This is a genomic window from Pseudomonas sp. YL2, from assembly GCF_023063025.1.
GTDB classification, from domain to species: Bacteria; Pseudomonadota; Gammaproteobacteria; order Pseudomonadales; family Pseudomonadaceae; genus Aquipseudomonas; species Aquipseudomonas putida_A.
The window spans coordinates 120,591-145,611 of sequence record NZ_JAJSLU010000012.1 but is presented as its reverse complement, the minus strand read 5'-3'; the positions used below and the strand labels follow the sequence as shown (position 1 = coordinate 145,611).

Below are 25,021 nucleotides of genomic sequence, written 5' to 3'. Positions count from 1 at the left end.
TTATTTATCCTCCAGCAGATGGGTGTTGAAGTCGTTGCGCAGGGCGTCGATGCCTTCCAGGCGATCGGCCAGATCGGGGCTGCGCAGGGTCAGGCAGGCAATCAGCGCCTCGACCTGAGCCAGCGCCGGCACCATGGTGTCGAACGGCGAGGCCGATTCCACCGGAGCACTGATGATCAGGTCAGCCAGTTCACGCAGCGGCGAGGCATAGATGTCGGTGAACAGCACCACCCGCGCGTTGTTGTTCTTCGCCGCCGAGGCCACCCGCAGGGCTTGGGACTGGTAGCGCCGATAGTCGAACAGCAGCACCACGTCCTGGCGTTGCAGATCGAACAGGCGGTCGGGCAGTTGCGCGTTGTCTTCCAGCGCAAAGCAGCCGGGTCGCAGCAGGCGCAAGTGGTTGAGCAGGTAGTTGGCCATCAGGCTGCTGAAGCGCCCGCCGAAGCAGTAGATCTGGTGCCGGGTATCGAGCAGCCAGTCGAGCAGAATGCGCACGTCTTCGGGTTGCGTCAGAACCTGGGTTTCCACCAGCAGGCGTTGGCTGTCGGCCAGATAATGGCCCCAGGCATCATCCTTGTTCAGGTGCGAACGCGGCTGCAACAGGGTGCGCGGCGAACGCAGGCGGTGGTCCATGTCGCTGAGCAGCGCGTCCTGAAATTCGGCATAACCGCCAAATCCGAGCTTCTTCACCAGCCGCACGATGGTCGGATCGCTGACGCCGGCGTGTTCGGCCAGACGCGCCATCGGACCCAGGCCGTTGCGTGGATACTGGTCGAGCAGGGCGCGAATCACTTTGCGCTCCGACGGCGTCAGTTCCAGGCCGGGGTCGGTGATCAAGTCTCTGAGAGGGGGCATCCGGGCTCCTGCTGGATGAAGGGGGGGGGTGTTGAATTCGTTTCACAATCCGTTAAAACAGTATTTATGTAACTCAGGTTACATGTCTAGTGAATTTTTAGCGTTGGCGATTCGACGTTTAAATAAGCTCACAACCCTGAGTAACAAGGGCTACACCTAAGTCTGTGCCTCTTGTAGTCCATTGCCTCCAGGCGTGTCAGACATTGCCGCTTTTTCTACTTCAGAGTACTGGGCTGGAGGTTCACGAGATCCCCTGAAGCGACCGGGTTACGGCACAATTGCCACAAGACCGGCGATTTGCCGCCGATTCAGCTGATGCTTATCGAGTGAAATCCTGTGCAGTCCACCCGTTTGACTTTGATTTGCCACGCGCGAACCGTCGCACAGAAATTGTCGCGCTTTCCTACGAACGAGCCTGTTGAAAATTCGCCATTGGCGCTCGGCGCGTTGGCCGCGAAGTTCGCCAGCGCCAGTCGTTTGTTGTGCGGGCCGGAATTGCGTACGCGCCAGACTGCCGAGTGGTTCGGTGCGGCGCCGCAAGTGGACGAAGCGCTGCGCGATTGCGATTTGGGGCGCTGGCACGGGCAAGCGATCAAGGATCTGCAAGTGCGCGAGGCCGAGGCCTTGCAGGCGTGGATCAATGATCCGCAGGCGGCACCGCATGGTGGCGAGTCGGTAATGCAGTTGAGCGAACGCGTGGCGGCATGGCTGACCAGTCTGCAAGGCGTATCGGGGCACATCGTCGCCGTCACCCATCCGTTTGTGGTGCGTGCGGCACTGATGCAGGTGTTACAGGGCGCGGCGTTCAACGCCATTGATGTTGAACCGTTGTCCATGGTTGAACTGCGGTTCAACGGCATCTGGCGGCTACGCTTGGTGGGTATCGATCTTGCGGGAGCACTGTGATGAAACGACTGTTGGTCATCGGCATCGGCGCCGGAAATCCCGACTACATCACCATGCAGGCGGTAAAGGCGCTGAATCAGGTCGACGTGTTCTTTCTGATGGACAAAGGCCGGAGCAAGGACAAACTGATCGATCTGCGGCGCGACATCTGTGCGCGCTACATCACTGACCCTGGGTATCGCTTCGTCGAAGCCCACAGCCCCGAGCGCGCGCGCGGCGACGTGGACTACACCCGCGCGGTCGATGATTTGAATCGCGCCAAGCAAGAAACCTTCGAACAACTGATCAATGAAGAATTGGCTGACGAGCAGTGCGGCGGATTTCTCGTGTGGGGCGACCCGGCGCTGTACGACAGCACCGTTCGTATCCTGCAGGCGATTCTGGTGTCAGGCCGCTGTGCTTTCGAGTTTGAAGTGATCCCCGGGATAACCAGCGTTCAAGCGTTGGCGGCGCAGCATAAAGTGCCGTTGAACAGCATTGGCCGGTCAGTCGAAATCACCACGGGCCGGCGTCTGGCGGCGGGGCAGGTGAGTGACACGGACAGCCTGGTGGTGATGCTCGATGCGGAAGATTCCTACCACCATGTGGCGGATCAGCAGACCGAGATTTACTGGGGCGCTTACCTCGGCACGCCGGATGAGATTCTGATCAGCGGCAAGCTCAAGGATGTTGCGGATCAAATCGAGCGCACGCGTAAAGCGGCGCGGGCCGAGCATGGGTGGATCATGGATACCTATCTGTTGCGCAAGCCTTAGATTATGTCTGTCTGGGCTGGCCTCTTCGCGAGCAGGCTCGCTCCTACAGGGGGACCCATTTCAAATGTGGGAGCGAGCCTGCTCGCGAAGGGGTCATCACAGCCACCTCAGGAAATCGCTTTGACCCCACGCCCAAACCGCTCCCGATACACCGACGGCGGTACCCCGACCACGCTGCGAAACGCCACGCGAAAACTTTCCACCGAGCGATAACCGCAGCGCTGGGCGATCTGCTCGGTGTTGTGCACGCTGCTCTCCAGTAATTCCCGCGCCCGGGCCAGTCGCTCGTGTTGCAGCCACGCTTTGGGCGATTGTCCGCTGGCCTCGGTGAAACGTCGCAGAAAGGTGCGCTCGCTCATCGCCGCTTCGCTGGCCAGGTCGCGCACTTCCAGCGGTTGGTGCAGGCGTTCGCGGGCCCACTGCATCACCCGCGACAAGTCGTTGCGCGGCGTCGCGCTGACCGGCGTCGGGATGAACTGTGCCTGACCGCCAGTGCGTTGCGGCGACATCACCAGACGCCGGGCCACTGAATTGGCGACCTGGGTGCCGAAGTCCCGTGCCAGGAGATGCAGGCAGGCATCGATCCCGGCGGCGCTGCCCGCCGAGGTGATCAACTGTCCGGAGTCGACGTAAAGCACATCCGGATTGACCGCGATCGCCGGGTAGCGTCGCGCCAGTTCATCGGTGTAGCGCCAGTGGGTGGTCGCACCGTGACCGTCGAGCAAGCCACTGGCGGCCAGCACAAACACCCCTGAGCAAATTGACAGCAACCGCGCACCCTGGGCGTGGGCCTGTCGCAAGGCGTCGATCAGCGCCGGCGGCACCGGGGCCTCGCGGTCGCGCCAACCGGGAATGATGATGGTGCGCGCCTGCGCCAGCAGCTCCAGGCCGCCGTCGGCCAATACGTGAATCCCGCCCATGGCGCGCATCGGCCCTTGATCGACGGCGACGATGCGGTGCTCGTACCACGGGAAATCGAATTCCGGCCGGGGCAGGCCGAAAATCTCCACGGCGATGCCGAACTCGAAGGTACAGAGGCCATCGTAGGCCAGAATCGCGACCAATCCAGGTGAGTCAGGCATTTGGCGGAAAATTCCCGGTGAGTGTCTTGCGCGCCACTGTAGCGCCAAGTGCCGGCCCGATAAAGTCTGCTCACACCCCAACAGATGAAGGAGCCACACAACATGACCAGCTTGGTTCGCGACATTCCTGCTGCACCGTCGGCGATTGCCCTGATGCATTTCAGCAACCGTCTGACGTTTGAAACCGATTGTACTGACGTGTACAGCAGCCAGGAAGCCGGTGAAGTCGATTTTGTCCTGGTCGATGTGCGCGGGCCTTTGGCGTTCGAGCGCGGTCACGTGCCGGGCGCGATCAACATTCCGACCCGCTTGCTGACCGCCGAAGGCCTGGCGGAGTATTCGACGAGCACGTTGTTCGTGGTCTATTGCGCCGGCCCGCACTGCAACGGCGCCAACAAGGCTGCGGTGAAACTGGCGGCGTTGGGTTACCCGGTCAAGGAGATGATCGGCGGCGTGACCGGCTGGCTGGATGAGGGTTTTTCGCTGAGTGTCGAACAGCCTGCCCGAGTTGTCATTGCCTGCGAATGCTGACAGTTTTTTCAGCCATTTCCTGAGCAGAATCGGAGTTTGCCCTACAGCCTTTGCACCATGTCGGCGCACCGTTGATCCCGGTCAACGCGTGCGCCGATTTTCTGTAAGTATTTGTCGCCTAAACACAATTTGCCCTGTGCGCGCCGCCATAGACTGCCGGCCACGTCGGTTTTTGCTGCTCAATGGCCATGACCGAACGCCAATCGAAAGCTGCCAATAAAAGCCTCCGCACACAGGAGTAATAAATGAAGAAGCTAGTGATGTTCGGTGCCCTGGCACTGTCGATGTTGTCCCTGACCGCAGTGGCCGAAGACGCCAAACCGATTCGTCTGGGGATCGAAGCCGCTTACCCGCCATTCTCGATGAAAACCGCTGATGGCAAACTCACCGGGTTCGACGTCGATATCGGCGATGCCCTGTGCAAACAGATGGACGTCAAATGCGTGTGGGTCGAGCAGGAATTCGACGGTCTGATCCCGGCACTCAAAGTGAAGAAGATCGACGCGATCCTGTCCTCGATGACCATCACTGACGACCGCAAGAAAAACGTCGATTTCACCATCAAGTACTACCACACCCCGGCGCGCTTCGTGATGAAGGAAGGCTCCGGTGTCAAAGACCCGCTGACCGAGCTCAAGGGCAAGAAAGTCGGCGTGCTGCGCGCCAGTACCCACGACCGCTACGCCACCGACATGGCCAAGGACGCCGGGTTTGAAGTGGTGCGCTACGGCTCGCAACAGGAAGCCAACCTGGATATGAAATCTGGTCGTCTTGACGCGATGCTGGCCGACTCGGTCAACCTCAGCGACGGTTTCCTGAAGACCGACGCCGGTAAAGGCTTCGAATTCGTCGGCCCGACCTACGAAGACGCCAAGTACTTCGGCGGTGGCGCGGGCATCGCGGTGCGCAAGGGCGATACCGAGCTGGCCGAGAAATTCAACAAGGCCATCACTGAAATCCGCGCCAATGGCGAGTACAAGAAAGTCCAGGACAAGTACTTCGACTTTGACGTGTACGGCCATTAATACGCTGTAGAAAAAAGTGGTCCCGTTTGCGCGGTGGCCACTTTTTTTATGCTCTGCTTCATAGGAGACCCGTGTAGGAGTGAGCCTGCTGGCGATGGCGGTTTAACATCCAGCCGCTTTAGGGCCTGACACCCCGCTACCGCGAGCGGCCTCACTCCTACAGGGGATCTGCGTGATCCAGCCATTCAGGAGTTACCCATGCAACGCATCGACCATGTCCTGCCCTGGAGCCATCTGGGCAGCGAACGTTCCCTCAGCGTCTTCCGTTACGGCGCGGGCAGCCGCAAGGTGTACATCCAGGCCAGCCTGCACGCCGACGAACTGCCGGGGATGCGCACCGCGTGGGAACTCAAGCAACGCCTCAACGCGCTGGAACAGCAGAGCCGTCTGCAAGGCGTGATCGAGCTCGTGCCGGTGGCCAACCCGATCGGCCTCGACCAGCATCTGCAAGGCAGCCACATGGGGCGCTTCGAGTTGGGCAGCGGGAAGAATTTCAACCGCGCGTTTGTTGAACTCAGTGCGCCGGTGGCGGCGCGAATCGGTGAGCAACTGGGCAGCGACGCCGAGGCCAACATCGCGCTGATCCGCCAGACCATGGGCCAGGTGCTCGATGAGTTGCCAGCCCCGGCCTCGCAACTGGAAGCGCTGCACCGCTTGCTGCTGCGCCATGCCTGCGACGCCGACATCACCCTCGATCTGCATTGCGATTTCGACGCGGCGATTCACATTTACGCATTGCCGCAACACTGGCCGCGCTGGCAATCGCTGGCGGCGCGACTGAAGGCCGGCGTGGCCTTGTTGTGCGAAGACTCCGGTGGCAGTTCGTTCGATGAATCGTGCTCATCGCCGTGGCTTCGTCTGGCGCGAGCGTTTCCAAACGCGGCGATTCCCCCGGCGAACCTCGCCACCACCCTTGAGCTGGGCAGCATGGGCGACACGCGGGTCGATCAGGCGCAGGCCAATTGTGAAGCGATTCTCGGCTTTCTCGCCGAGCAGGGTTTCATCAGCGGCGAATGGCCGGCGGCACCGAGCGAATGCTGCGAAGGCATGCCGTTCGAAGGCACCGAATACCTGTTCGCGCCGCACCATGGCGTGGTCAGTTTCCTGCGCAATGCCGGGGAGTGGGTCGAGCAGGGCGATGCGCTGTTCGAGGTGGTGGATCCGTTGAACGACCGCCTCACCACCGTCCGCGCCGGCACCAGTGGCGTGCTGTTTGCGATTGATCGTGGGCGCTACACCCAGCCGGGGATCTGGCAGGCCAAGGTGGCGGGGCGTGAGCCGATTCGGGTGGGCAAGCTGATCAACGACTGACAGATTTCCTTGGATTTTCCGGCCTCATCGCGAGCAGGCTCACTCCTACATTTGGAATGCGTTTTCCCTGTAGGAGCGAGCCTGCTCGCGATAGCGGTCTCGCCAGCACCACAATCTTCAGAGAGTGTTAGGCTCACCGACGAACCCGACACTCTGTGAAGGAAGGCTCTATGTTGAAGGCGTTTGCCCTGTTAACCCTGCTGGCGTCCAGCGTCGTCCACGCGCAAACCACGCTGCAAAGCGATTTGCCACTGAAATACATCGAACAGGTTCACCCGGACGCGAACACTCGGCCGCTGGTGATTTTTCTGCACGGTTACGGCAGTAACGAAGCCGATCTGATCGGCATGAAGTTTCAGCTGCCGGCGCAGTACAACTACCTTTCGGTGCAGGCGCCGTTGGCGTTGGGCGAAGGGCGTTTCCAGTGGTTTCGCAAAAAAGGCGAAGGCGCCTACAACGGTGAGACCGATGATCTGAAGGCCAGCGGTCAGAAACTGCGGGAGTTTGTCGCCCAGGCGGCGAAGAAATATCACGCCAGCCCGGACAAGGTGTACCTGATAGGCTTCAGCCAGGGCGCGATGATGACGTACGAGGTGGGCTTGCGTCCGCCCGTGGCGGTCGGCGGCATTGCAGCGTTGAGCGGACGCCTGTTGCCGGTGTTGAAAACCGAGCTCCAGGCGCAGCAACAACCGTTGCCGCTGAAGATCTTCATCGGCCATGGCACCGCCGATGATCGAGTGCCGTACCGCGACGGCACCGAGGCCAATGCGCTGCTGCAGAAACTCGCCTACAGCCCCGAGTTTCACGCTTATCCCGGTGTCGGCCACAGCATCAGTTCTGCCGAGCTGCGGGACTTGAACGCCTGGCTGCAGCAGCTCAATCCGTAAGGATCACTTGTCCTTGAGGATGGTTTTCACCAGCGCATCGTGACCGCTCTTGTCGCTGGCCCGGGAAATCACCTGAACCAGCGCCATGCGCTTGCCGGAGGCGGCGAGCAGGGTGGTATTGAGGGTCTGGCCGCCGCCCTGAGTGGCGGTGCTGTCGACCTGACGCACGCCGAGGCCGCTGCTTTTCTGGGTCAGGCTTTTTTCGCTGAGCTTGTTGAAGTCCGGCAGGGCCTTGCGCTGGTCATCGATGAAACTCGCCAGGCTGCCATCGAGAAATTCGTTGTCGTTGTCCTTGACGCTGGCGCCGCCGGCGATCTGGTTTTCCGCGGCGATGACCACGGTCTTGGTCGCCTGATTGGTGTACATCGTGCCCTTGGCACCGGTTGGCCCGGCCGGCAGCGGGTCGGCGGTGAAGCCTTTGGGCAGGACGAAGGTGAACTTGCCGTCGAGCATCGACACGTTGTTGGTCGAGGCCTTTTCCTTGGGCTTGGCTGCCTGGGCGTTGAGGGCGCCGAGGCCGGCGACCGCCGCCAGCAACAGGACGACGGCTTTCTTGCTGAGCAATGACATGTGAATCTCCGAGGGATGGTCGCGCCAGGGCGGCGATGATCCCACGGAGCATGCCTGGCATTCCAGCGCGGTTTGTCAGGCTGCCTCAGCCTTGAGGTTGTGGGCTTTTGGCGGGAGTCGGTCGGGCCAGCAGTTTGCGGGTGACCCCGAGCATGGCCACCGACACCGCGACACCGGCGATGAATCCGCTGAGGCCGAGACTCGGCAGGGTCAGCGCCGTCACCAGGCAAAATGCCGAGAACGAGTACATGCCGGTCGCCGTCGCCCGCAGTAATGCTGCGGTAAACGCTGGGCCACGAGTCTGCTGAGAGAATACCGCCATCACACTGCCGAGCACCGGGAACACCGCGAGCAAGCCGCTCCAGCGCTCGCCCACGGTACTCGCAAGCATGGTCACCAGTAGCGTCAGCGCCGCGCCGGCAATCATCCGCCAGAGCAGTTTGTCCGACTTCGTTGCCGGGCCGTTAAGCACCGGCTGCACGTCGGGAAACAGGTACGGCGCGGCGAGCAGGGCAATCGCCGCCGCAGCGACCGAGAACGTCAGTGACGGCGGAACCAGCGACAACACCAGCGCCAGTCCCGCCCACACCGACAGTGACGCCGTCAGCGCCAACGGCCAGTTCGCCCGCTGCGCCACCTGCGCGTAGGTGATGCAGAAGGCGATCATGGCGAACATCGCTGACAGCGCCGCCACCGCCGATTGCGCGGCAAACTGCGGCCCCTGTTCGATGGCGAGGAAAAACAGAATCGGCCCGACCACCACCGGCAGCCCCGACAGCCAACCGGCGACGCTTGGTCCCCAGCGCTTGCCGGCGAGAGAAATCAGCAGCAGAAAAGCGGGGATCAGCAGTAATTTGAGGATCAGCACGCGGGAGGCCTCCGGGGATGGAACGGCCAAGGTAACCGATTGCTGCATTGATCGACAATTTTTGTATACAAAGTCTGCGGGTGATATCCGCTATGCTCTGAAGATCAGGGTTTACCGGAGTCGATGCCGCGATGAGCAAACCATCGAAGTTGCTGCGTGGGTGCTGTGGCATCGGCTTGTGGGCGTTGTTACTCACGCCGACCTGGGCCAATTGGCAGGACGCCGTGCCCGGCGCGCAAATCATCGGCACCGGCGATTTCAGTGTGCTCGGCTTCGACGTCTACAACGCCCGGTTGTGGAGCGCGGCACGCCCGTTGTCCACCGAACAGCCCTTCGCCCTGGAGTTGATCTATCGGCGCAAGATCTCCCGCGATGATCTGGTGCAGGCCAGTGTCGATGAAATCAAACGCCTGGCAGGCTCGGGCGTCAGTCCCGCGCAACTGGCCAGGTGGCAAGGACAAATGCAGCAATCGTTCGTCGATGTGCAGGCCGGCACGCGGATTACGGGCGTGTATCTGCCGGGGCAGGGCGCGCGGTTTTTTGTCGGTCAGCAGTTGCAGCATGAAATCGATGATCCGCAATTTGCCCGGGCGTTTTTCGATATCTGGCTGGATCCGCGTACGCGCAATCCCGAACTGCGTGAGCAACTGTTGGGCATGAGCCGATAGAGTTTTTGTTCTTCAAGGCGCTGACTGAAACCTCTAAGCTGCGTCTTTCGAACTTGTTTCTGGATGTGTGCGTGAAATTCAGCTTACCCAAAATCGCCACCGCGCCGTTCTGCCCGCCGGAGGTGGCCGGCAGTGTCGCGGTGGATCCGAGCGCTTCGTTCTTCAAACGCGTGCTGCGTTTTGCCGGGCCTGGCTTGCTGGTGTCGATCGGCTACATGGACCCGGGCAACTGGGCGACCGCGATCGAGGCCGGTTCGCGTTTTGGTTACAGCCTGCTGTTCGTGGTGTTGCTCGCAAGTCTGGCAGGAATGGTCGTGCAGTGCCTGTGCTCGCGTCTGGGCATCGCCACCGGTCGCGATCTGGCGCAATTGTCCCGCGAGCGCTACAGCACCCCGACCGCACGCCTGCAATGGGTGCTGGCGGAAATCTCGATCATCGCCACTGATCTGGCCGAAGTGCTCGGCTGCGCCCTGGCGTTTCACTTGTTGCTTGGCTGTTCGCTGACCTTCGGCATTGCCCTGACCGCCTTCGACACGCTGCTGGTGCTGGCCTTGCAGAACCGTGGCTTCCGTCGGCTGGAGGCGATCATGCTGGTGCTGGTGGCGACCATCGGCGTGTGTTTCTTCGTTGAACTGGTGCTGATCAAACCCTACTGGCCGGATGTGTTCGCCGGTTTCAAACCGTCGCTCTCGGCGATCAGCGATGCCGCACCGCTGTATCTGGCGATCGGTATTCTCGGCGCGACGGTGATGCCGCATAACCTCTACCTGCACACTTCGATCGTGCAGACGCGGATGATCGGCAAGGACCTGGCCAGCAAGCAGGACGCGGTCAACCTGGCGCGCATCGACACTATCGGCTCGCTGGCGCTGGCGCTGCTGGTCAACGCGGCGATTCTGATTCTGGCGGCGGCTGCGTTTCACCAGTCCGGGCATACCGACGTGGTCGACATTCAGGACGCCTACCACCTGCTCGACCCGCTGGTCGGCGGCGCGCTGGCCAGTGTGCTGTTCGGCGTGGCGTTGCTGGCGTCGGGGCAGAGCTCGACGTTCACCGGGACCATCGCCGGACAGGTGATCATGGAGGGTTATCTGAACCTGCGGATTCCCTGCTGGCAGCGGCGGTTGATCACTCGCGGACTGGCACTGATCCCGGCGTTCATCGGCGTGTGGCTGATGGGGGATAACGCGGTGGGCAAGTTGCTGGTGTTGAGTCAGGTGGTGCTCAGCCTGCAACTGCCATTTGCGCTGTACCCGCTGATCCGCATGACCAGCGACAAGCAACTGATGGGGCCGTTTGTGAACCGGCTGCCGACCCGGGTGCTGGCGTGGGGCTTGTTTGCGGTGATCAGTGGCGCGAATGCCTGGTTGATTCTGCAGATGGTGGTGTGAGCCCTGGTTTTTCTGTTGCCTGAACTGGCCCCTTCGCGAGCAAGCCCGCTCCCACCCTGGAATGCATTCCCCTGTGGGAGCGGGCTTGCTCGCGAAGAGGGAGGTCCATTCAAAGAAGATTTTGAATGAGCAAAAAAACACCCGGTGCAACGCAAGTCGCACCGGGTTTTTTGTTGCCAGCGAGTAGCGGATGTCGTGGATCCGCCGCCCGCTGTGAACTCGGGGGTTAAGCGCGTTCCAGCGCCAGCGCCACACCCTGACCGCCGCCGATGCACAGGGTCGCCAGACCTTTTTTCGCATCACGCTTGATCATTTCGTGCAGCAGCGTCACCAGCACGCGGCAGCCCGATGCACCGATCGGGTGACCGAGGGCGATGGCGCCGCCGTTGACGTTGACCTTGTCCAGATCCCATTGCAGATCCTTGGCCACTGCCAGCGATTGCGCAGCGAAGGCTTCGTTGGCCTCGATCAGGTCCAGTTGGCCGATGTTCCAGCCCGCCTTGTCTAGGCAGCGACGGGTGGCCGAGACCGGGCCGATGCCCATGATCGCCGGGTCAACACCGGCGTTGGCATACGCGGCGATTTTTGCCAGCACCGGCAGGCCCAGGGCCTTGGCCTTTTCGGCGCTCATCAGGATGACTGCGGCGGCGCCATCGTTCAGCGAGGAAGCATTGCCGGCGGTGACGCTGCCGTCCTTCTTGAACGCCGGACGCAGTTTCGCCAGCGATTCGGCGGTGGTGTCGCCACGTGGTTGTTCGTCGACCTTGAACGCCACCGGATCACCTTTGCGCTGCGGGATCAGAATCGGGGTGATCTCATCGACAAAGCGCCCGGCTTCGATGGCAGCCGCAGCTTTGCGCTGCGAGGCGGCGGCGAAGGCGTCCTGCTGCTCGCGGCTGATCTCATATTTATCGACCAGATTCTCGGCAGTGATGCCCATGTGGTAATCGTTGAAAGCGTCCCACAGGCCATCGCTGATCATGGTGTCGACGATTTGCGCGTGACCCATGCGCAGACCGGTGCGTGCGCCCGGCATCACATAGTTGGACAGGCTCATGTTCTCCTGACCGCCGGCGATGATCACCTCGGCATCGCCGCAACGGATCGCTTGCGCGCCCAGGTGCAGGGCTTTCAGGCCCGAGCCGCAGACCTTGTTCAGGGTCATGGCCGGCACGGCGTGGGGCAGGCCGGCCTTGATCGCCGCCTGACGCGCCGGGTTCTGGCCGGCGCCAGCGGTCAGCACCTGGCCCATGATCACTTCATCGACCTGCGCACCGTCCAGACCGGTTTGTTCCAGCAACTGGCGAATTACCGCAGCGCCCAGATCCACGGCGGACACGCTGGCCAGCGAACCCTGGAAACTGCCGATCGCGGTGCGGGTGGCGGCAACAATTACGACGTCTTGCATTTTCGAATTCCTCACTGGGCAGCGAACTGCATTTCCGGTACGTGATCCGGGACGATCAGTTTACCAGCGGTTTTGGCGACGATTTCCTCGACGCTGACGCCAGGTGCGCGTTCCTTGAGGACAAAAGCGCCATTTTCGATTTCCAGATAGGCGAGGTCGGTCAGCACGCGCTTGATGCAGCCGGCGCCGGTCAGCGGCAGGCTGCACCTGGCCAACAGTTTGGACTCACCGTCCTTGGAGGCGTGGGTCATGATCACGATGATGTTGTCGGCGCCAGCCACCAGATCCATCGCGCCGCCCATGCCCTTGACCAGTTTGCCGGGAATCATCCACGAGGCGATGTTGCCTTCAACGTCGACTTCGAACGCGCCCAGCACGGTCAGGTCGACATGCCCGCCGCGGATCATCGCGAAGGATTCGGCGGAGTTGAAAATCGATGCGCCGATGCGCGCGGTCACGGTCTGTTTGCCGGCGTTGATCATGTCGGCATCGATGGTGTCTTCCGTCGGAAACGGGCCCATGCCGAGCAGGCCGTTTTCCGATTGCAGCATGACTTCCATGCCGTCGGGAATGTAGTTGGCGACCAGGGTCGGAATGCCGATGCCGAGGTTCACGTAGTAGCCGTCCTGCATTTCGCGGGCGACGCGCTGAGCCATTTGTTCGCGGGTAAGTGCCATGTTTTTATTCTCCGTCAGCCTGAATTATTTGCGGATGGTGCGCTGTTCGATGCGCTTTTCGAACGTGCCGCAAATGACCCGGTCGACGTAGATGCCGGGGGTGTGGATCTGCGACGGATCCAGCTCGCCGGGCTCGACGATTTCTTCGACTTCGACCACGGTGATCTTGCCGGCGGTGGCCGCCAGCGGGTTGAAGTTCTGCGCGGTGTGACGGTAGACGACGTTACCGAAATGGTCGGCTTTCCAGCCTTTGACGATGGCGAAGTCGCCGGTGATGGACTCTTCCATCAGGTACTTGCGCCCGTTGAATTCGCGCACTTCCTTGCCTTCGGCGACCGGGGTGCCGACGCCGGTGGCGGTAAAGAAGGCCGGGATGCCGGCGCCGCCTGCACGCATTTTCTCGGCGAGGGTGCCTTGCGGGGTCAGGATGACTTCGATGTCGCCCTTGAGAAGTTGCTCTTCGAACAGTTTGTTTTCGCCGACGTAGGAGGCGATGACTTTGCTGATCTGGCGGTCGGTCAGCAGCACACCGAGGCCGAAACCGTCGACGCCGCAGTTGTTGGAAACCACGGTGAGGTCGCGGGTGCCCTTGCGCTTGATCTCGGCGATCAGGTTTTCCGGAATGCCGCACAGGCCGAAGCCGCCGGCGATCACGGTCATGCCGTCTTCAAGACCGGCCAGAGCTTCCTCGTAGGAACTCACGCGCTTGTCGAAACCTGCCATATGCACCTCTTTTATTGTTTGTCGGGCGGCTGGCTAGCCGAATGACTGGAGTGTCTCGCTGGAGAATATATTTGTTAAGTTGATTTTTAAGGTTGATTGATTGATAAAGTTCAACAATTGATTGATTGCAGATACGGAAGCATAGCGCTCATGACCATCAAACAGATCCGTGCTTTCCTCGCTGTGGCTCAGAGCCTGAGCTTCGCCGTGGCCTGCGAGCGTCTGCACCTGTCGCAATCGGCGCTGAGCCTGACCATCAAGGCGCTGGAGGAGGGGCTGGGCGGGCGGTTGTTCAGTCGCAACACGCGCAATGTGGCGCTGACCGCCGAGGGCGAATCGCTGCTGCCGCTGGCCCGGCGTCTGATTGCCGACTGGGACAACGCCGAAGACGAAATGCGTCAGCGCTTCAGCCTGCAACGCGGGCGGGTGACGCTGGCGGCCATGCCGTCGTTTGCCGGCAACCTGCTGCCGCCGATCCTCAAGAGCTTTCGCGCGCGCTATCCGAACGTCAACGTCACAGTCAACGACGTGATCAACGAGCAAGTGCTGGAAATGGTTCGCGACCGGCAGGTGGAGCTGGGCGTGGCGTTCGAGCCGATGCAGAACACCTCGCTGACGTTTACCCCGCTGTACATTGATCGCTTCGTCGCAGTGGTGCCGCAGGATTCCGCGCTGGCCGGGCGCACAGAGATCGACTGGCAGACTCTGCTGCAGGAACCGTTCATCACCCTGCAACGGCCGTCGACGGTGCGGGTGATGCTCGAAGAGCACTTGCAGGCCCGGGGCATGAAACTGCCGGTGGAATTCGAGAGTCATCAACTGGCAACCGTCGGGCGCATGGTCGCCAGTGGCCTGGGGGTGAGTGCGGTGCCAGCGTTGTGCGCCGAGCAGATGCAGGAGCTGGGCGCCTGTTGCCTGACCTTGAATGATTCGGTGGAGCGGGCGATTGGTGTGCTCACGGAGCCGGGCAATGAGCTGTCGGCAGCGGCGCAGGCACTGTTCGACATCCTCAAAGCCGAACATTGATCCTGTGGGAGCGGGCTTGCTCGCGAAGGCGGGGTATCAGTCGAGGAAAGTCTTGGCTGAAAGGACGCTATCGCGAGCAGGCTCGCTCCTACAGGGGAATCATCGGTTCAGGTGGTCAGACGTTGCACCAGCAACGGCAGCAGCTGTTCGCATGACGCCTCGATCTTCAGATCCAGCAGATCATCGGCGCGGGTCTTGCCCAGATTGATCGCCAGCAACGGCCTGCTCCGATCGGCGATCACCCGGCACAGACGAAACGCCGAATACGCCATCAGCGACGAACCCACCACCAGCAATCCCGCAGCATTCTCTGCCGCCGCCATGGCTCGCGCCGCTGTCGGTTGCGCTACGTTCTCGCCGAAAAACACCACGTCCGGCTTCATCCGCTCACCGGCGCAATACGGGCACTGCGGTGTCTGGAAGCGTGCTTCGAAGGCCGGGTCGAGCAGGGTATCGCCGTCCGGCGCCTGCACCGCATCGACCCCGGCCAGATACGGATTCTGCTCGACCATCCGCTGCTGAATGTCGTCACGCGCGCTGCGCTGGCCGCAATCCAGGCACAACACACGGTGCAGGCTGCCATGCAGTTCGATCACGTCCTGACTGCCAGCCTGATCGTGCAGGGTGTCGACGTTCTGCGTGATCAAGGCGCTGACCAGACCCCGGCGCTGCAAATCGGCCAGTGCTTGATGCGCGGCATTGGGCCGCGCCTGACGCACCCGCGGCCAGCCAAGCATGGCCCGCGCCCAGTAGCGGCGACGGGATTCCGGGGCGGCGAGAAATTCCTGATACATCATCGGCTGCCGACCCCGTCGTACGCCCTCGCTGTCGCGGTAATCCGGGATGCCCGACGGCGTGCTGATGCCCGCGCCGGTCAGCACCACAAAGCCGCCATCGGCCATGGCCTGGTGCAGGGTGTCGAGGTGTTCGCGGGTCGGGCTGTCGAGCATGGTCAGCACTCCGGGGAGGACGATGCCCGCAGGTTAGCATTAACCGTGTGGCGAGGGAGCTTGCTCCCGCTGGACTGCGCAGCAGGCCTCTGTTTTCAGGGTCGCTACACAAACCGACGGGAGCAAGCTCCCTCGCCACCGGTGATAGCGGTGATTTATTTGCGCGCCTCCAGAATCAGATTGAACGGCGTCTGCGTCGCCCGGCGAAAATGCTTGAACCCGGCCTCGGTAAACACCTTGCGCAAGCGCATTTCACCGGCCTGCGCACCCAGCCCCAGGCCAACTTCCTGGGACAGCGAATTCGGCGTGCAGATAAAGGTCGAGGCCGCGTAAAACAGGCGTCCGACCGGGTTGATGTTGTCGTCCAGCGCATCATTGGCAAACGGCTCGACCAGCAGCACCGTGCCGTCCTTCTTCAATGATTTGAATGCATGCCGGGCCGCGCCGACCGGGTCGCCCATGTCGTGCAGGCAGTCGAAGTAACAGATCAGGTCATAGTCGTTGCCGGGGTAGCTTTTGGCGTCGTTCTGGAAGAATTTCGCCCGGCTGCTGACGCCGCCTTCTTCGGCGCGCTGGGTGGCGACGGTGATCGACGGCGCGTGATAATCGAAACCGACGAAGCGCGAGTTGGGATACGCCTGGGCCATGATCACCGTCGAGGCGCCGTGGCCGCAGCCGATGTCGGCGACTTTGGCGCCTTTTTCGAGTTTGGCGACCACGCCGTCCAGCGCCGGCAGCCATTCAGCGATCAAGTGACCTTTGTAGCCGGGGCGAAAGAAGCGTTCGGTGCCGCTGAACATGCACGGATGGTGATCGCCCCAGGGCAGGGCGCCATTGCCGCGCATGGCTTTGACCAGTTTGTCCTTGTCGTGGAAAAACGAGGCCACCACACCGAGCCCGCCGGCGACGTACACCGGCGAGTCTTCCACGGCCAGTGCCAGCGCCTGCTCTTCCGGCAACCGAAACTGGCCATCGTGATGCTCCATATAGCCGGACGCGACATGTGCGCTGAGCCATTCGCGTACCAGACGCGGGTTGCAGGTGGTTTTTTCGGCGAGGGCTTGCGGGGTGATCGGCTGACTGTCGGCCATCGCCCGGTACAGCCCGAGTTCTTCGCCAACGATGACGTTCGCCAGCATCGCGGCGCCGCCCATGTCGTTGACCAGTTTGCCCATGAAGGCGTTGAGTCGTGTTTCGTCCATCACGAGTGCTCCTGATACAGGATCACCGTCCGGTGGCAAAACGTTGTCGAGGCATGGGCCGCTGGGCGGTGGTCACAGAAGTGGGCAGGGCACAGCTGACGTCGTCCTGCAATCCCCCTCGACTGGGTAATGAAACAGTCTAGTCGGGCTGGGGCAAGATGCAGCGTTTGTGCTCCATGCAAATTCCAATGTGGGAGCGGCGGTACTAAGATTCGATTTGCTCGCGAACGCGGTGTGTCAGTCGATGCATCAGGGGCTGATACGCCGCTTTCGCGAGCAAGCCCGCTCCCACAGTTGATTAGTGTGGGGATCAGCGCAGGGGCAATTTCAACTCCGCGCACAGGCCTCCGCCCTCGCGGTTGCTCAGGGTCAGTGATCCGCCGAGGGCCATGGCCAGTTGCTGGGCGATGGCCAGGCCCAGGCCGGTGCCGCCGGTGCTGCGGTTGCGCGAGTTTTCCACCCGGTAGAACGGCTGCATGACCTGTTGCAACTCGGCTTCGGCAATGCCTGGCCCGCGATCGAGGATTTTGATGCAAAGACCGTCGTCGATATCGACCTGCAACTGCGCGGCACCGGCGAATTTCAGTGCGTTGTCGGTCAGGTTCACCAGCACCCGGCGCAGGGCCTGGGGACGGGTATCGATCACCGCCGCGCTCTTGCCGCTCAGCTGCACGTCCTTGCCCATGTCCTGATAGTCGAACACCAGGCTGTCGAGGAACGAGTCGAGATCGGTGCGCCGGCTTTCCTCGGTCGAGCCGTGGATGCTGCGGGCATACGCCACGCCTTCGCGCACCAGATGCTCCATCTCGCCGAGGTCGTTCCACAGTTTGTCTTTCTCGACCGAGTCGTCCATGAACTCTGCGCGCAATTTCATGCGGGTGATCGGGGTTTGCAGGTCATGGGAAATCGCCGCCAGCAGTTGCATGCGCTCTTTCAGGTATGCAGCGATGCGCGCCTGCATCGCGTTGAAGGCCCGTGCGGCGTAGGCCACTTCGGTCGGGCCTTGCTCGTCGAGCATCACTGGATGGGCGTTGGGATCGAGGGATTCCACGGCATTGGCGAGGCGGGCGAGGGGGCGTATGGCAATGCGCACCGCCAGCCAGGTGCAGGCGATCAGCAGCGCCAGTTGCCCGAGCAACACCCCCGGCAGCCACGGCGACAGCGGCGGCATGGCCGGGCGCACATCGATGGTCAGCGGGCTGCCGTCGCTGAGGCGCAAATGGGCCTGGAAGTGTTTTTTCTCCGCGGGAAAACGGCTGAAGGACAGCGGACGGGCGCCGCCGATCGCACTGCTGATCGAGGTCGCGGCCACCGGTACCTCCTCGGCGTCGAGCGGGGCGCCGGGATCGCCGTCGTTCAACCGATAATCGTAGTTGGTGCGAGCCAGTCTTGGCAGCCAGGCGGGGCGCTCCTGCGCGGGCAAGCGGTCGAGGATTGCAACCGACGTCGAAACGTCGTTTTGCATATTGCTGAGCATGGTGCTTCTGGCGCTTTGGAAACGCTCGTAATACTGCGCGCCAAACGACAGGGCCTGGGCCAGGATCAGCCCGATCAGAAAGATCAGCGACAACCGCGAAGCCAGGGTGCGTGGCCAATGCAGCTTGAGGCTCATGCCGAGGCCCCGAGGATTTCCACCGGTAGCGAAAAAACATAACCCTCGCTGCGCACGGTCTTGATGTAGGCCGGCTCACGCGCATCATCAAGCAGGCGCTGGCGCAAACGGCTGACCAGCAGATCAATCGAGCGATCAAACAGATCGGCTTCGCGGCCCTGGGTCAGGTTGAGCAATTGATCACGGCTGAGCACCCGTTGTGGATGATCGAGGAACACCCGCAGCAAACGGTATTCGGCACCACTGAGGGCGACCAGTGTGCCGTCATTGTCCAACAGATGCCGGGCCGAGGTGTCCAGTTGCCAACGGCCGAAGGCCAGCAGGCGACCGCTTTCGGTGACCACCAGATTCGGTGGCAGCATGCGCGTGCGCCGCAGCACCGCGTTGATCCGCGCCAGCAGTTCGCGGGCGGCGAACGGCTTGGTCAGGTAATCGTCGGCGCCCATTTCCAGGCCGATGATGCGGTCGGTTTCATCGTTGCGCGCCGTGAGCATCAGCACCGGCGTGGCCTTGTGCTTGCCCACGCGCAATTCGCGGCACAGCTGCAGGCCATCATCGCCGGGCATCATGATGTCGAGCACAATCAGGTCGACGGTGTTGGCTTCGAGAAAACTGCGCATCTGCCGGCCATCGGCGACCACGGTGGTGCGCAGTCCGTTCTTCTTCAGGTAATTGCCGACCAGCTCGCGGATCTCGCGGTCGTCGTCGACGATGAGGATGTGATCGACATGTTCCATCGGTGCAGAACCTCTATCAAAGGGCAATGCCGTGCAGTCTATCGAGCCTGCGCCGGCTTGCCTGCCCGGGTTTGTATTGCAGTGTATCTGGCGTAATGGCGGATACATACACATGCAAAAACGCGATTTTTTCAGGGTTTTGTATCGCTGTGTATCTCCGGGCGGCAGGGATACACAGTGATTGATAGCGGTCGTTTCCTGACACAGGCGCGATACCTCACGCGCTTCAAATAGGCTCCATCGAGGCCCGCACAGCTTGCCTCGGCTCAACCCATACAAGCCTTGAGGAAACCACCATGACGCACAAAACCGTTGTCGCCGCCTGCCTGTTCGCCGCCCTGAACATCTGCACCCTGTCGGCCCGGGCCGAAGCCGATGTCAGCCCGCACACCTACACCTACGGCACGCACCTGGACATCCAGAAAGTGCTGTCGATGACCGAGGACAACTCGGTGACCTGCGACATTATCGATGCGCGCATGACGTACCTGGATTCGGCCGGAAAAACCCAGGTGCTGGATTACCGCAAATTTGCCGATGGCTGTAACAACCAGAACTGAGTGCTCAGATGCATCGACAGTCACCGCCCGCGCATATCAATGGCTCACAGGTCGCGCACCATGAGCCATTGCTCGTTGTCCCAGGCGCGAAAGCGCTCCAGCACTGTCCAGCCGCGTTTGGCGTAGTAGTCCTGCTTGTTCTGTGTGTGCAGATAGAAACGTGCGAAACCGCGCTGTTTCGCCGCCTGGCTGATGCCATCGATCAACCGCTCTGCCAACCCCTGGCCACGAGCTTGCGGGCTGACAAACACGCACGCCAGCCAAGGGCCGAGATCCGGACGCAGGGCCAGATCCGCCCGGGCCAGCGCCGCACCGCCGAGCAGACGCTCGCCGTCCAGCGCAATCAGGCATGACCAGTCGCCATTGTTCTGGCCGGCAGCGAACTCGCGTTGCCATTCGGCCAAGGGTTGCTCGGCGTATTCGTAGGCGAACTGGCGGTGGATCCACTCGGCGTAAGTGTCGCTGTGCTGCGGGTGATCGACGAGCCATTCAAGACGCAGGGACATGATGGAAATCCATTCATGGAAGACGGGAAGGCATAAAAGCCGATTGCCCCACGCAATGGCAATCTCGGAGTGTCTCGAGGCCTTTACAAAAAACCGCCACTCATCGGCCCGGCCGTTGTTTTGCCGGCTCTTCGGACGATTGGCAGGGACGCCATCGACCCTCGGCGCGATAGTGGATGAGCAGGGCCACTGTCGGCCCTGTCACTGATAAAAAGAACGCGAGGTTGCCATGCCGAAATTCGTGATTGAACGCGAGATTCCAGGGGCCGGAAAGCTGTCGCCGCAAGAACTCCAAGCCGTATCGCAAACCTCCTGCCAGGTGTTGCGTGGACTCGGGCCAGAGGTGCAGTGGCTGCAGAGTTACGTCACCGCCGACAAAATCTATTGCGTCTACATCGCCCCTGACGAAGAGCAGGTGCGCGAGCACGCCAGGCTGGGTGGATTCCCGGCCAACAGCGTGGCGCGGGTGATGACGGTCATCGACCCGACCACGGCCGAATGAAGTCCTTCTACCTGCTGCGGAGCACGATTGATGAGTACTCCCATTGATCTGACGGGTCTGAAAGAGCGCCAGAAAGTCGCCTGGGCCAGCGGTGATTACGCGGTGATCGGCACCACCTTGCAGATCGTCGGCGAAAACCTCGCCGAGGCCTGCGACCTGCACTGCGATGAGGAGGTGCTGGATGTCGCGGCCGGTAACGGTAATGCGACTCTGGCGGCGGCGCGACGTGGTTGTCAGGTGACCTCGACCGACTATGTCGCGGCGCTGCTGGAGCGGGGACAGGATCGGGCGCGGGCCGAGCATCTGGATGTGATTTTTCAGGTCGCCGATGCCGAAGCGTTGCCGTTCGCCGACGAGAGTTACGACGCGGTGCTGTCGACCTTTGGCGTGATGTTTGCCCCGGATCAGGCCACTGCAGCTGCAGAACTGGCGCGGGTCTGCCGAAGGGGCGGGCGCATCGGTCTGGCGAACTGGACACCGGAAGGTTTCGTCGGCCAGATGTTCAAGGTGCTTGGTCGCCACGTCCCACCACCCCCCATAGCCCAGCCACCGTCGAACTGGGGCACTGAAGCGTGGTTGCACAGCCACTTCAATGAGCGCGAATTTCTGCTGCAGGTCACCCGCCGCACCTTCAACTTCCGCTATCGCTCGGCGGCGCATTTCATCGACATTTTCCGCCACTGGTACGGGCCGGTGCACAAGGCCTTCGCGGCATTGCCGCCGGAAAGCGGGCAGGCGCTGGAGAGTGATCTGGCGGATCTGCTGAACCGCTCGAACCGCGTGGGAGAGAAGTCGCTGGTGGTGCCGAGCGAGTATCTGGAGGTGGTCATTACCAAGCGCTGAATGTTCAGAACCATGCAAAACCCCTGTGGGAGCGGGCTTGCTCGCGTATGCGGTGGATCAGTAGACAGAATTATTGACTGGACAGACGCATTCGCGAGCAAGCCCGCTCCCACAGGTTTTAGGTGTGGCGATCAGGCCTATTTCAGGTGCGGCCGATCAAACCACTCCAGCGCCGTACGCCAGATGCAGATCCCCAGAAAGTACGCCGACGCCAGCAACCACAAACCCATCACCAGCGGATTGATCACCGGGTGATTAAGCACCAGCGACAGGCTGCACAGCAGCCAGATGGCCGTCACCGCGATGTTGATCGGCATGAACCGGCGTACCCGGAACGGGTGCAGGAACTTCATGCGGGTCACGGTCAGCAGCGCCAGACCGATGATGGTCAGAAAGGTGATCCACGGCCCCGGGTCGATGATGTACAGGCACAGGGCAACCACGTTCCACGCGGCGGGGAAACCGACGAAATAGTTGTCCTTGCTCTTCATGTTGACGTTGCAGAAACAGAACAGCGACGACACCAGAATCAGCGACACGCTCAGCAGCAGGGTGTAGTCGGGCAGGGGAATGTAGCGATAGATGAACAGCGCCGGAATGAACACGTAGGTCAGGTAGTCGATCACCAGATCGAGGATCGAGCCGTCGAAACTCGGCAGCACCGATTGCACATTGACCTTACGCGCCAACGCCCCGTCGAGACCGTCGACGATCAATGCCACGCCCAGCCACATCAGGCAGTGAGTCGGCTGGTTCTCCAGCAGGGCGAGGGTCGCCAGGAAGGCTGTGACCACGCCGGTCGCGGTAAAACCATGGGCGCCCCATGCTTTGAGCCTGGCGATGTGTACGGTCGATATCACAGGGGCGTTCTCCAGAAAAATGAAGCATGCCGGTTATCACCCTCGGGCAATGGGCGCCGGCAAACCAGGTCGGGGTTGCAGCTATCGACCGGTTTGGCCGGGATAAGGTTCACCACCTTTGAATCTTAGCTGCCCGCACAAAAAATACCTCGGCGAAATCTGCCAGCGTCAGCCAGACGGTGCTGGCGCGCCGGCGTCGGCGGTCTATTGTTGCCTGACGCATTTATTGCCAATGGCTGAGGACGAGATCATGAACACCAGTGATTTGCTCGAACAACTACTGCGGGGCCAGGCCTCGGTGGGACAACCAAGTGGCGCTTCGGCCGGCGCAGGTCTGGGCGGACTGGGCGGCTTGCTCGGTGGCCTGTTGGGCGGCGGCGCGAGTACAGGCGCCAGTGGCGCGCAGTCCGGTGGGCTGGGCGGTTTGGGTGGATTGCTGGGTGGTCTGCTTGGCGGCGGTGGCGGCGGTGGATTGGGCGGCGCGTTGGGCGGGGCACTCGGTGGCGGCGGTACACAAAGCCGTTCCAGCGGCACCAATTATGCGGCACTGGCCTCGCTGGGGATGATGGCGTTCCAGGCGTATCAGGCCTGGCAACGCAGTCAGGCGTCGGCGGCGCCACAACAGATTCCGCCAACCGCAAATCTGCTGGCCGGGCCCGAAGTCGAGGAGCACGGGCATGCTGTGCTGCGGGCGCTGATCGCGGCAGCCAAGGCTGATGGTGAGATCGATGACCGGGAACGGCAGATGATCGATGAAGAGATTGGCAAACACACCGACGATCCACAATTGCAGCAATGGTTTAACGCTGAAGTTGCCAAACCGCTGGATGCGAACGAAGTCGCGCAGGCGGCCAACGACGACCCGGCGACGGCCGCCGAAATGTACCTGGTCAGCGTGATCCTGGTGGACGATCAGCAAGACGCCGAACGCAACTACCTGGATGAACTGGCTGCCGCGCTGCAGATCGACCCGCAATTGCAGGTGCACCTGGAGGCTCAGGCCAAAGGTCAGGCCTGAAGCACCGTCAAAAATTGCGGTCTCGGGCAGCCCTTGCCGGGACCACGATGCTCCGTCCGTCAGGGCGATTTTCATGTCGATTGAATTTTTCTCCGTAGCGGTTGCTCTGCTGATGTAGAGGCGTGAAACAACGCCCTGACCGGCCAACCGAACGAGAACACTGACATGACTGCCCTGACCCCTCTGCAGGCGCCGAGCGCGCAGCAACAGCCCATCATTGCCGACGGCGATCTGCGGCGTATTTATGAGGCACTGCTGCTTGAGGATGCGCCTGATACCCTCGCGCAGGATTTTCTCGCCGAGCAGTTGCAGCGCGCCGCGCTGTTGCCCGAAGAACTTCCGCAGGATCCGTCGGCGTGGCAAGGCTGGGTCGCCGGGCACTGCACAGAAGTTGCCCGGCAGTACGCCGATTACCTGCAACAGCGCCAGTCCGGCGGACCGCGTCAGTTCTTCAGCAACAAGGCTCACGCGTTGTATTTTCTGCAAGCCGTGGCGCCGACCAAACTGGTGGATGGCGCGTGGCTGTACGGTTTGTTGGCGCAGTGGCGCGACCCGCGTTTCGACGGGTTGCTGTGTACCTATCTGGAAGAACTGGGCGACGGCAATCCGGCGCAAAACCACGTAGTGATCTACCGCAAACTGCTCGCTGAGCACGGTTTGCAGGACGCCAGCGCCATCGCCGATGAACGCTACCTGCAAGGTGCGCTGCAACTGGCACTCGGTGCCTGTGGCGAAAGCTTTCTGCCGGAGGTGATCGGTTACAACCTCGGCTACGAACAACTGCCGCTGCACTTGCTGATCAGTGCCTATGAACTCAGCGAGTTGGGCATTGATCCGTACTACTTCACCCTGCATGTGACCATCGATAACGCCAGCACCGGCCATGCGCAAAAAGCCGTGCAGTCGGTGCTCGACCTGCTACCACTGGAAGCCGATCGCGGCGAATTCCTGCGCCGGGTATCGCTAGGCTATCGACTCAACGACCTGGGGCAGGGCAGCCGCGCGATCATCGAAGGTTTTGACCTGGAGCAGGAAGTGCTGGCGATGCTAGAGCGCAAGCGCCCGTTCGGTCAGCACATGCATTCCGACTACTGCCGTTTCGAAGGCAAAACGGTCAATCAGTGGCTGGCCACTCCCCAACAGCTACCGGGTTTCCTGCAGGCAATGCAGGACAAAGGCTGGATCAAACGCAATGAAGATCCGCAAGCCAGCCGTTTCTGGCAGTTGATCGACGGCGACGGTGCGGCGATGTTCGGCGTGTTCAGTCCGTATGAAAAGCAGCTGCTGCACGACTGGATTGCCGGTGACTGGACCCCATCCGACCAACGCAAAGCGCCACGACGCAGCCATCAGGTCGCCACCCCGGACGCCGCCGTGCCCGAACACGATCCCGATGTGCAGCGCCTGACATCTGCGCTGCAAGGTCAGGACGGTCACGCGCAAATGGCCACGCTGATCCCATGGTTGGCACCGGCCCGCCATGCCCACCCGGCGGGGCTTCTGGCGACGCGTCGCTTCATCGAACTCAAATCCAGTCTGCGTTAAGGA

General features: G+C 61.6%; 27 protein-coding genes. 14 read left to right on the top strand and 13 right to left on the bottom strand.

The features are described from left to right. Window positions 1-855 (bottom strand): MurR/RpiR family transcriptional regulator, encoded by an 855-nt coding sequence (locus LVD08_RS18160; protein ID WP_027611641.1) that lies wholly within the window; start codon window positions 853-855, stop codon window positions 1-3. A 336-nt stretch (window positions 856-1,191) separates the two neighbouring features. Between LVD08_RS18160 and LVD08_RS18155 the strand changes: the two genes are divergently transcribed. Together LVD08_RS18155 and cobF are read left to right on the top strand one after the other, a co-directional pair. Continuing rightward, window positions 1,192-1,761: a histidine phosphatase family protein gene (locus LVD08_RS18155; protein WP_247268846.1), complete on the top strand. Its 570-nt coding sequence runs from the start codon at window positions 1,192-1,194 to the stop codon at window positions 1,759-1,761. After that, window positions 1,761-2,516: a precorrin-6A synthase (deacetylating) gene (cobF, locus tag LVD08_RS18150; protein WP_247268845.1), complete on the top strand. Its 756-nt coding sequence runs from the start codon at window positions 1,761-1,763 to the stop codon at window positions 2,514-2,516. Before LVD08_RS18155 ends, cobF begins: the two co-directional genes overlap by 1 nt. A 107-nt stretch (window positions 2,517-2,623) precedes the next feature. On the opposite strand, the gene ftrA is transcribed toward cobF, so the two are convergent. After that, entirely contained in the window at window positions 2,624-3,598 is a 975-nt protein-coding gene (gene ftrA / locus LVD08_RS18145) for a transcriptional regulator FtrA (protein ID WP_098964537.1), read from the bottom strand. A gap of 102 nt (window positions 3,599-3,700) precedes the next feature. Here ftrA and LVD08_RS18140 point away from each other — a divergent pair, with 102 nt between their 5' ends. The 4 genes from LVD08_RS18140 to LVD08_RS18125 all read left to right on the top strand — a co-directional run bounded on the left by LVD08_RS18140 (window position 3,701) and on the right by LVD08_RS18125 (window position 7,352). Then, entirely contained in the window at window positions 3,701-4,129 is a 429-nt protein-coding gene (locus LVD08_RS18140; protein WP_247268844.1) for a rhodanese-like domain-containing protein, read from the top strand. A 245-nt stretch (window positions 4,130-4,374) separates the two neighbouring features. Continuing rightward, window positions 4,375-5,154: an ABC transporter substrate-binding protein gene (locus tag LVD08_RS18135; protein WP_003226194.1), complete on the top strand. Its 780-nt coding sequence runs from the start codon at window positions 4,375-4,377 to the stop codon at window positions 5,152-5,154. 198 nt (window positions 5,155-5,352) lie between these two features. Next, the gene (locus LVD08_RS18130; protein WP_247268843.1) at window positions 5,353-6,465 is read left to right on the top strand and encodes a M14 family metallopeptidase; all 1,113 of its coding nucleotides are present in this window, start codon (window positions 5,353-5,355) and stop codon (window positions 6,463-6,465) included. A gap of 170 nt (window positions 6,466-6,635) precedes the next feature. Further along, window positions 6,636-7,352, top strand: a complete 717-nt coding sequence (locus LVD08_RS18125; protein ID WP_247268842.1) for an alpha/beta hydrolase — start codon at window positions 6,636-6,638, stop codon at window positions 7,350-7,352. Between the two features lie 3 nt (window positions 7,353-7,355). Here LVD08_RS18125 and LVD08_RS18120 read toward each other — a convergent pair whose 3' ends face one another. Beyond that, window positions 7,356-7,922, bottom strand: coding sequence for a hypothetical protein (locus LVD08_RS18120; RefSeq protein ID WP_086792572.1), 567 nt, complete (start codon window positions 7,920-7,922; stop codon window positions 7,356-7,358). Between the two features lie 85 nt (window positions 7,923-8,007). Beyond that, window positions 8,008-8,790: a hypothetical protein gene (locus tag LVD08_RS18115; protein ID WP_247268841.1), complete on the bottom strand. Its 783-nt coding sequence runs from the start codon at window positions 8,788-8,790 to the stop codon at window positions 8,008-8,010. Window positions 8,791-8,921: 131 nt separating this feature from the next. Between LVD08_RS18115 and LVD08_RS18110 the strand changes: the two genes are divergently transcribed. Together LVD08_RS18110 and LVD08_RS18105 are read left to right on the top strand one after the other, a co-directional pair. Continuing rightward, window positions 8,922-9,458, top strand: coding sequence for a chalcone isomerase family protein (locus LVD08_RS18110; protein ID WP_247268840.1), 537 nt, complete (start codon window positions 8,922-8,924; stop codon window positions 9,456-9,458). 71 nt (window positions 9,459-9,529) lie between these two features. Beyond that, window positions 9,530-10,849, top strand: coding sequence for an Nramp family divalent metal transporter (locus LVD08_RS18105; RefSeq protein ID WP_027611651.1), 1,320 nt, complete (start codon window positions 9,530-9,532; stop codon window positions 10,847-10,849). Between the two features lie 226 nt (window positions 10,850-11,075). Here the strand turns inward: LVD08_RS18105 and LVD08_RS18100 are convergent, their stop codons facing one another. From LVD08_RS18100 to LVD08_RS18090, 3 genes are read right to left on the bottom strand one after another with little or no spacing between them, the layout of a single operon-like run. Then, the gene (locus LVD08_RS18100; protein ID WP_027611652.1) at window positions 11,076-12,257 is read right to left on the bottom strand and encodes an acetyl-CoA C-acetyltransferase; all 1,182 of its coding nucleotides are present in this window, start codon (window positions 12,255-12,257) and stop codon (window positions 11,076-11,078) included. A gap of 11 nt (window positions 12,258-12,268) precedes the next feature. Continuing rightward, on the bottom strand, window positions 12,269-12,934 hold the full coding sequence (locus LVD08_RS18095) for a CoA transferase subunit B (RefSeq protein ID WP_027611653.1): 666 nt from the start codon (window positions 12,932-12,934) through the stop codon (window positions 12,269-12,271). Window positions 12,935-12,958: 24 nt separating this feature from the next. Then, on the bottom strand, window positions 12,959-13,657 hold the full coding sequence (locus LVD08_RS18090) for a CoA transferase subunit A (RefSeq protein ID WP_098964529.1): 699 nt from the start codon (window positions 13,655-13,657) through the stop codon (window positions 12,959-12,961). A gap of 150 nt (window positions 13,658-13,807) precedes the next feature. Between LVD08_RS18090 and LVD08_RS18085 the strand changes: the two genes are divergently transcribed. Beyond that, window positions 13,808-14,683, top strand: a complete 876-nt coding sequence (locus tag LVD08_RS18085; protein WP_247268839.1) for a LysR family transcriptional regulator — start codon at window positions 13,808-13,810, stop codon at window positions 14,681-14,683. Window positions 14,684-14,790: 107 nt separating this feature from the next. On the opposite strand, the gene LVD08_RS18080 is transcribed toward LVD08_RS18085, so the two are convergent. From LVD08_RS18080 to LVD08_RS18065, 4 genes are all read right to left on the bottom strand, one after another. Beyond that, a complete protein-coding gene (locus LVD08_RS18080) occupies window positions 14,791-15,633 on the bottom strand; it encodes an NAD-dependent protein deacetylase (RefSeq protein WP_247268838.1) in 843 nt (280 codons plus the stop codon). Between the two features lie 155 nt (window positions 15,634-15,788). Next, window positions 15,789-16,835 carry a class I SAM-dependent methyltransferase gene (locus LVD08_RS18075; protein WP_247268837.1) on the bottom strand — a complete coding sequence of 349 codons (1,047 nt, stop codon included), beginning with the start codon at window positions 16,833-16,835 and terminating at the stop codon, window positions 15,789-15,791. Window positions 16,836-17,145: 310 nt separating this feature from the next. After that, window positions 17,146-18,447: an ATP-binding protein gene (locus LVD08_RS18070; protein ID WP_247268836.1), complete on the bottom strand. Its 1,302-nt coding sequence runs from the start codon at window positions 18,445-18,447 to the stop codon at window positions 17,146-17,148. Continuing rightward, window positions 18,444-19,184, bottom strand: a complete 741-nt coding sequence (locus LVD08_RS18065; RefSeq protein ID WP_027611658.1) for a response regulator — start codon at window positions 19,182-19,184, stop codon at window positions 18,444-18,446. The genes LVD08_RS18070 and LVD08_RS18065 overlap by 4 nt, the downstream gene beginning before the upstream one ends. 296 nt (window positions 19,185-19,480) lie before the next feature. On the opposite strand from LVD08_RS18065, the gene LVD08_RS18060 reads away from it, so the two are divergent. Further along, complete coding sequence (locus LVD08_RS18060; protein ID WP_247268835.1) at window positions 19,481-19,744, top strand: DUF2790 domain-containing protein; 264 nt, start codon at window positions 19,481-19,483, stop codon at window positions 19,742-19,744. 44 nt (window positions 19,745-19,788) lie between these two features. Here the strand turns inward: LVD08_RS18060 and LVD08_RS18055 are convergent, their stop codons facing one another. After that, a complete protein-coding gene (locus LVD08_RS18055; RefSeq protein WP_247268834.1) occupies window positions 19,789-20,250 on the bottom strand; it encodes a GNAT family N-acetyltransferase in 462 nt (153 codons plus the stop codon). Between the two features lie 229 nt (window positions 20,251-20,479). On the opposite strand from LVD08_RS18055, the gene LVD08_RS18050 reads away from it, so the two are divergent. Both LVD08_RS18050 and LVD08_RS18045 read left to right on the top strand, forming a co-directional pair. Then, on the top strand, window positions 20,480-20,752 hold the full coding sequence (locus LVD08_RS18050; protein ID WP_247268833.1) for a DUF4242 domain-containing protein: 273 nt from the start codon (window positions 20,480-20,482) through the stop codon (window positions 20,750-20,752). Window positions 20,753-20,782: 30 nt separating this feature from the next. After that, on the top strand, window positions 20,783-21,595 hold the full coding sequence (locus LVD08_RS18045) for a class I SAM-dependent methyltransferase (protein WP_247268832.1): 813 nt from the start codon (window positions 20,783-20,785) through the stop codon (window positions 21,593-21,595). Between the two features lie 137 nt (window positions 21,596-21,732). Here the strand turns inward: LVD08_RS18045 and pcsA are convergent, their stop codons facing one another. Next, window positions 21,733-22,455: a phosphatidylcholine synthase gene (pcsA, locus tag LVD08_RS18040; RefSeq protein WP_027611662.1), complete on the bottom strand. Its 723-nt coding sequence runs from the start codon at window positions 22,453-22,455 to the stop codon at window positions 21,733-21,735. Between the two features lie 250 nt (window positions 22,456-22,705). On the opposite strand from pcsA, the gene LVD08_RS18035 reads away from it, so the two are divergent. Beyond that, the gene (locus LVD08_RS18035) at window positions 22,706-23,473 is read left to right on the top strand and encodes a tellurite resistance TerB family protein (protein ID WP_247268831.1); all 768 of its coding nucleotides are present in this window, start codon (window positions 22,706-22,708) and stop codon (window positions 23,471-23,473) included. Between the two features lie 165 nt (window positions 23,474-23,638). After that, a complete protein-coding gene (locus LVD08_RS18030; RefSeq protein ID WP_247268830.1) occupies window positions 23,639-25,018 on the top strand; it encodes an iron-containing redox enzyme family protein in 1,380 nt (459 codons plus the stop codon). Window positions 25,019-25,021 lie beyond the last annotated feature (3 nt).

Excerpts from the sequence above, each read along its gene's own strand:
- LVD08_RS18160 (WP_027611641.1), bottom strand. The coding sequence starts at position 855 with ATGCCCCCTCTCAGAGACTTGATCACCGACCCCGGCCTGGAACTGACG.
- cobF (WP_247268845.1), top strand. The coding sequence starts at position 1,761 with ATGAAACGACTGTTGGTCATCGGCATCGGCGCCGGAAATCCCGACTAC.
- ftrA (WP_098964537.1), bottom strand. The coding sequence starts at position 3,598 with ATGCCTGACTCACCTGGATTGGTCGCGATTCTGGCCTACGATGGCCTC.
- LVD08_RS18140 (WP_247268844.1), top strand. The coding sequence starts at position 3,701 with ATGACCAGCTTGGTTCGCGACATTCCTGCTGCACCGTCGGCGATTGCC.
- LVD08_RS18135 (WP_003226194.1), top strand. The coding sequence starts at position 4,375 with ATGAAGAAGCTAGTGATGTTCGGTGCCCTGGCACTGTCGATGTTGTCC.
- LVD08_RS18130 (WP_247268843.1), top strand. The coding sequence starts at position 5,353 with ATGCAACGCATCGACCATGTCCTGCCCTGGAGCCATCTGGGCAGCGAA.
- LVD08_RS18125 (WP_247268842.1), top strand. The coding sequence starts at position 6,636 with ATGTTGAAGGCGTTTGCCCTGTTAACCCTGCTGGCGTCCAGCGTCGTC.
- LVD08_RS18120 (WP_086792572.1), bottom strand. The coding sequence starts at position 7,922 with ATGTCATTGCTCAGCAAGAAAGCCGTCGTCCTGTTGCTGGCGGCGGTC.
- LVD08_RS18110 (WP_247268840.1), top strand. The coding sequence starts at position 8,922 with ATGAGCAAACCATCGAAGTTGCTGCGTGGGTGCTGTGGCATCGGCTTG.
- LVD08_RS18100 (WP_027611652.1), bottom strand. The coding sequence starts at position 12,257 with ATGCAAGACGTCGTAATTGTTGCCGCCACCCGCACCGCGATCGGCAGT.
- LVD08_RS18095 (WP_027611653.1), bottom strand. The coding sequence starts at position 12,934 with ATGGCACTTACCCGCGAACAAATGGCTCAGCGCGTCGCCCGCGAAATG.
- LVD08_RS18090 (WP_098964529.1), bottom strand. The coding sequence starts at position 13,657 with ATGGCAGGTTTCGACAAGCGCGTGAGTTCCTACGAGGAAGCTCTGGCC.
- LVD08_RS18085 (WP_247268839.1), top strand. The coding sequence starts at position 13,808 with ATGACCATCAAACAGATCCGTGCTTTCCTCGCTGTGGCTCAGAGCCTG.
- LVD08_RS18080 (WP_247268838.1), bottom strand. The coding sequence starts at position 15,633 with ATGCTCGACAGCCCGACCCGCGAACACCTCGACACCCTGCACCAGGCC.
- LVD08_RS18075 (WP_247268837.1), bottom strand. The coding sequence starts at position 16,835 with ATGGACGAAACACGACTCAACGCCTTCATGGGCAAACTGGTCAACGAC.
- LVD08_RS18070 (WP_247268836.1), bottom strand. The coding sequence starts at position 18,447 with ATGAGCCTCAAGCTGCATTGGCCACGCACCCTGGCTTCGCGGTTGTCG.
- LVD08_RS18065 (WP_027611658.1), bottom strand. The coding sequence starts at position 19,184 with ATGGAACATGTCGATCACATCCTCATCGTCGACGACGACCGCGAGATC.
- LVD08_RS18060 (WP_247268835.1), top strand. The coding sequence starts at position 19,481 with ATGACGCACAAAACCGTTGTCGCCGCCTGCCTGTTCGCCGCCCTGAAC.
- LVD08_RS18055 (WP_247268834.1), bottom strand. The coding sequence starts at position 20,250 with ATGTCCCTGCGTCTTGAATGGCTCGTCGATCACCCGCAGCACAGCGAC.
- LVD08_RS18050 (WP_247268833.1), top strand. The coding sequence starts at position 20,480 with ATGCCGAAATTCGTGATTGAACGCGAGATTCCAGGGGCCGGAAAGCTG.
- LVD08_RS18045 (WP_247268832.1), top strand. The coding sequence starts at position 20,783 with ATGAGTACTCCCATTGATCTGACGGGTCTGAAAGAGCGCCAGAAAGTC.
- LVD08_RS18035 (WP_247268831.1), top strand. The coding sequence starts at position 22,706 with ATGAACACCAGTGATTTGCTCGAACAACTACTGCGGGGCCAGGCCTCG.
- LVD08_RS18030 (WP_247268830.1), top strand. The coding sequence starts at position 23,639 with ATGACTGCCCTGACCCCTCTGCAGGCGCCGAGCGCGCAGCAACAGCCC.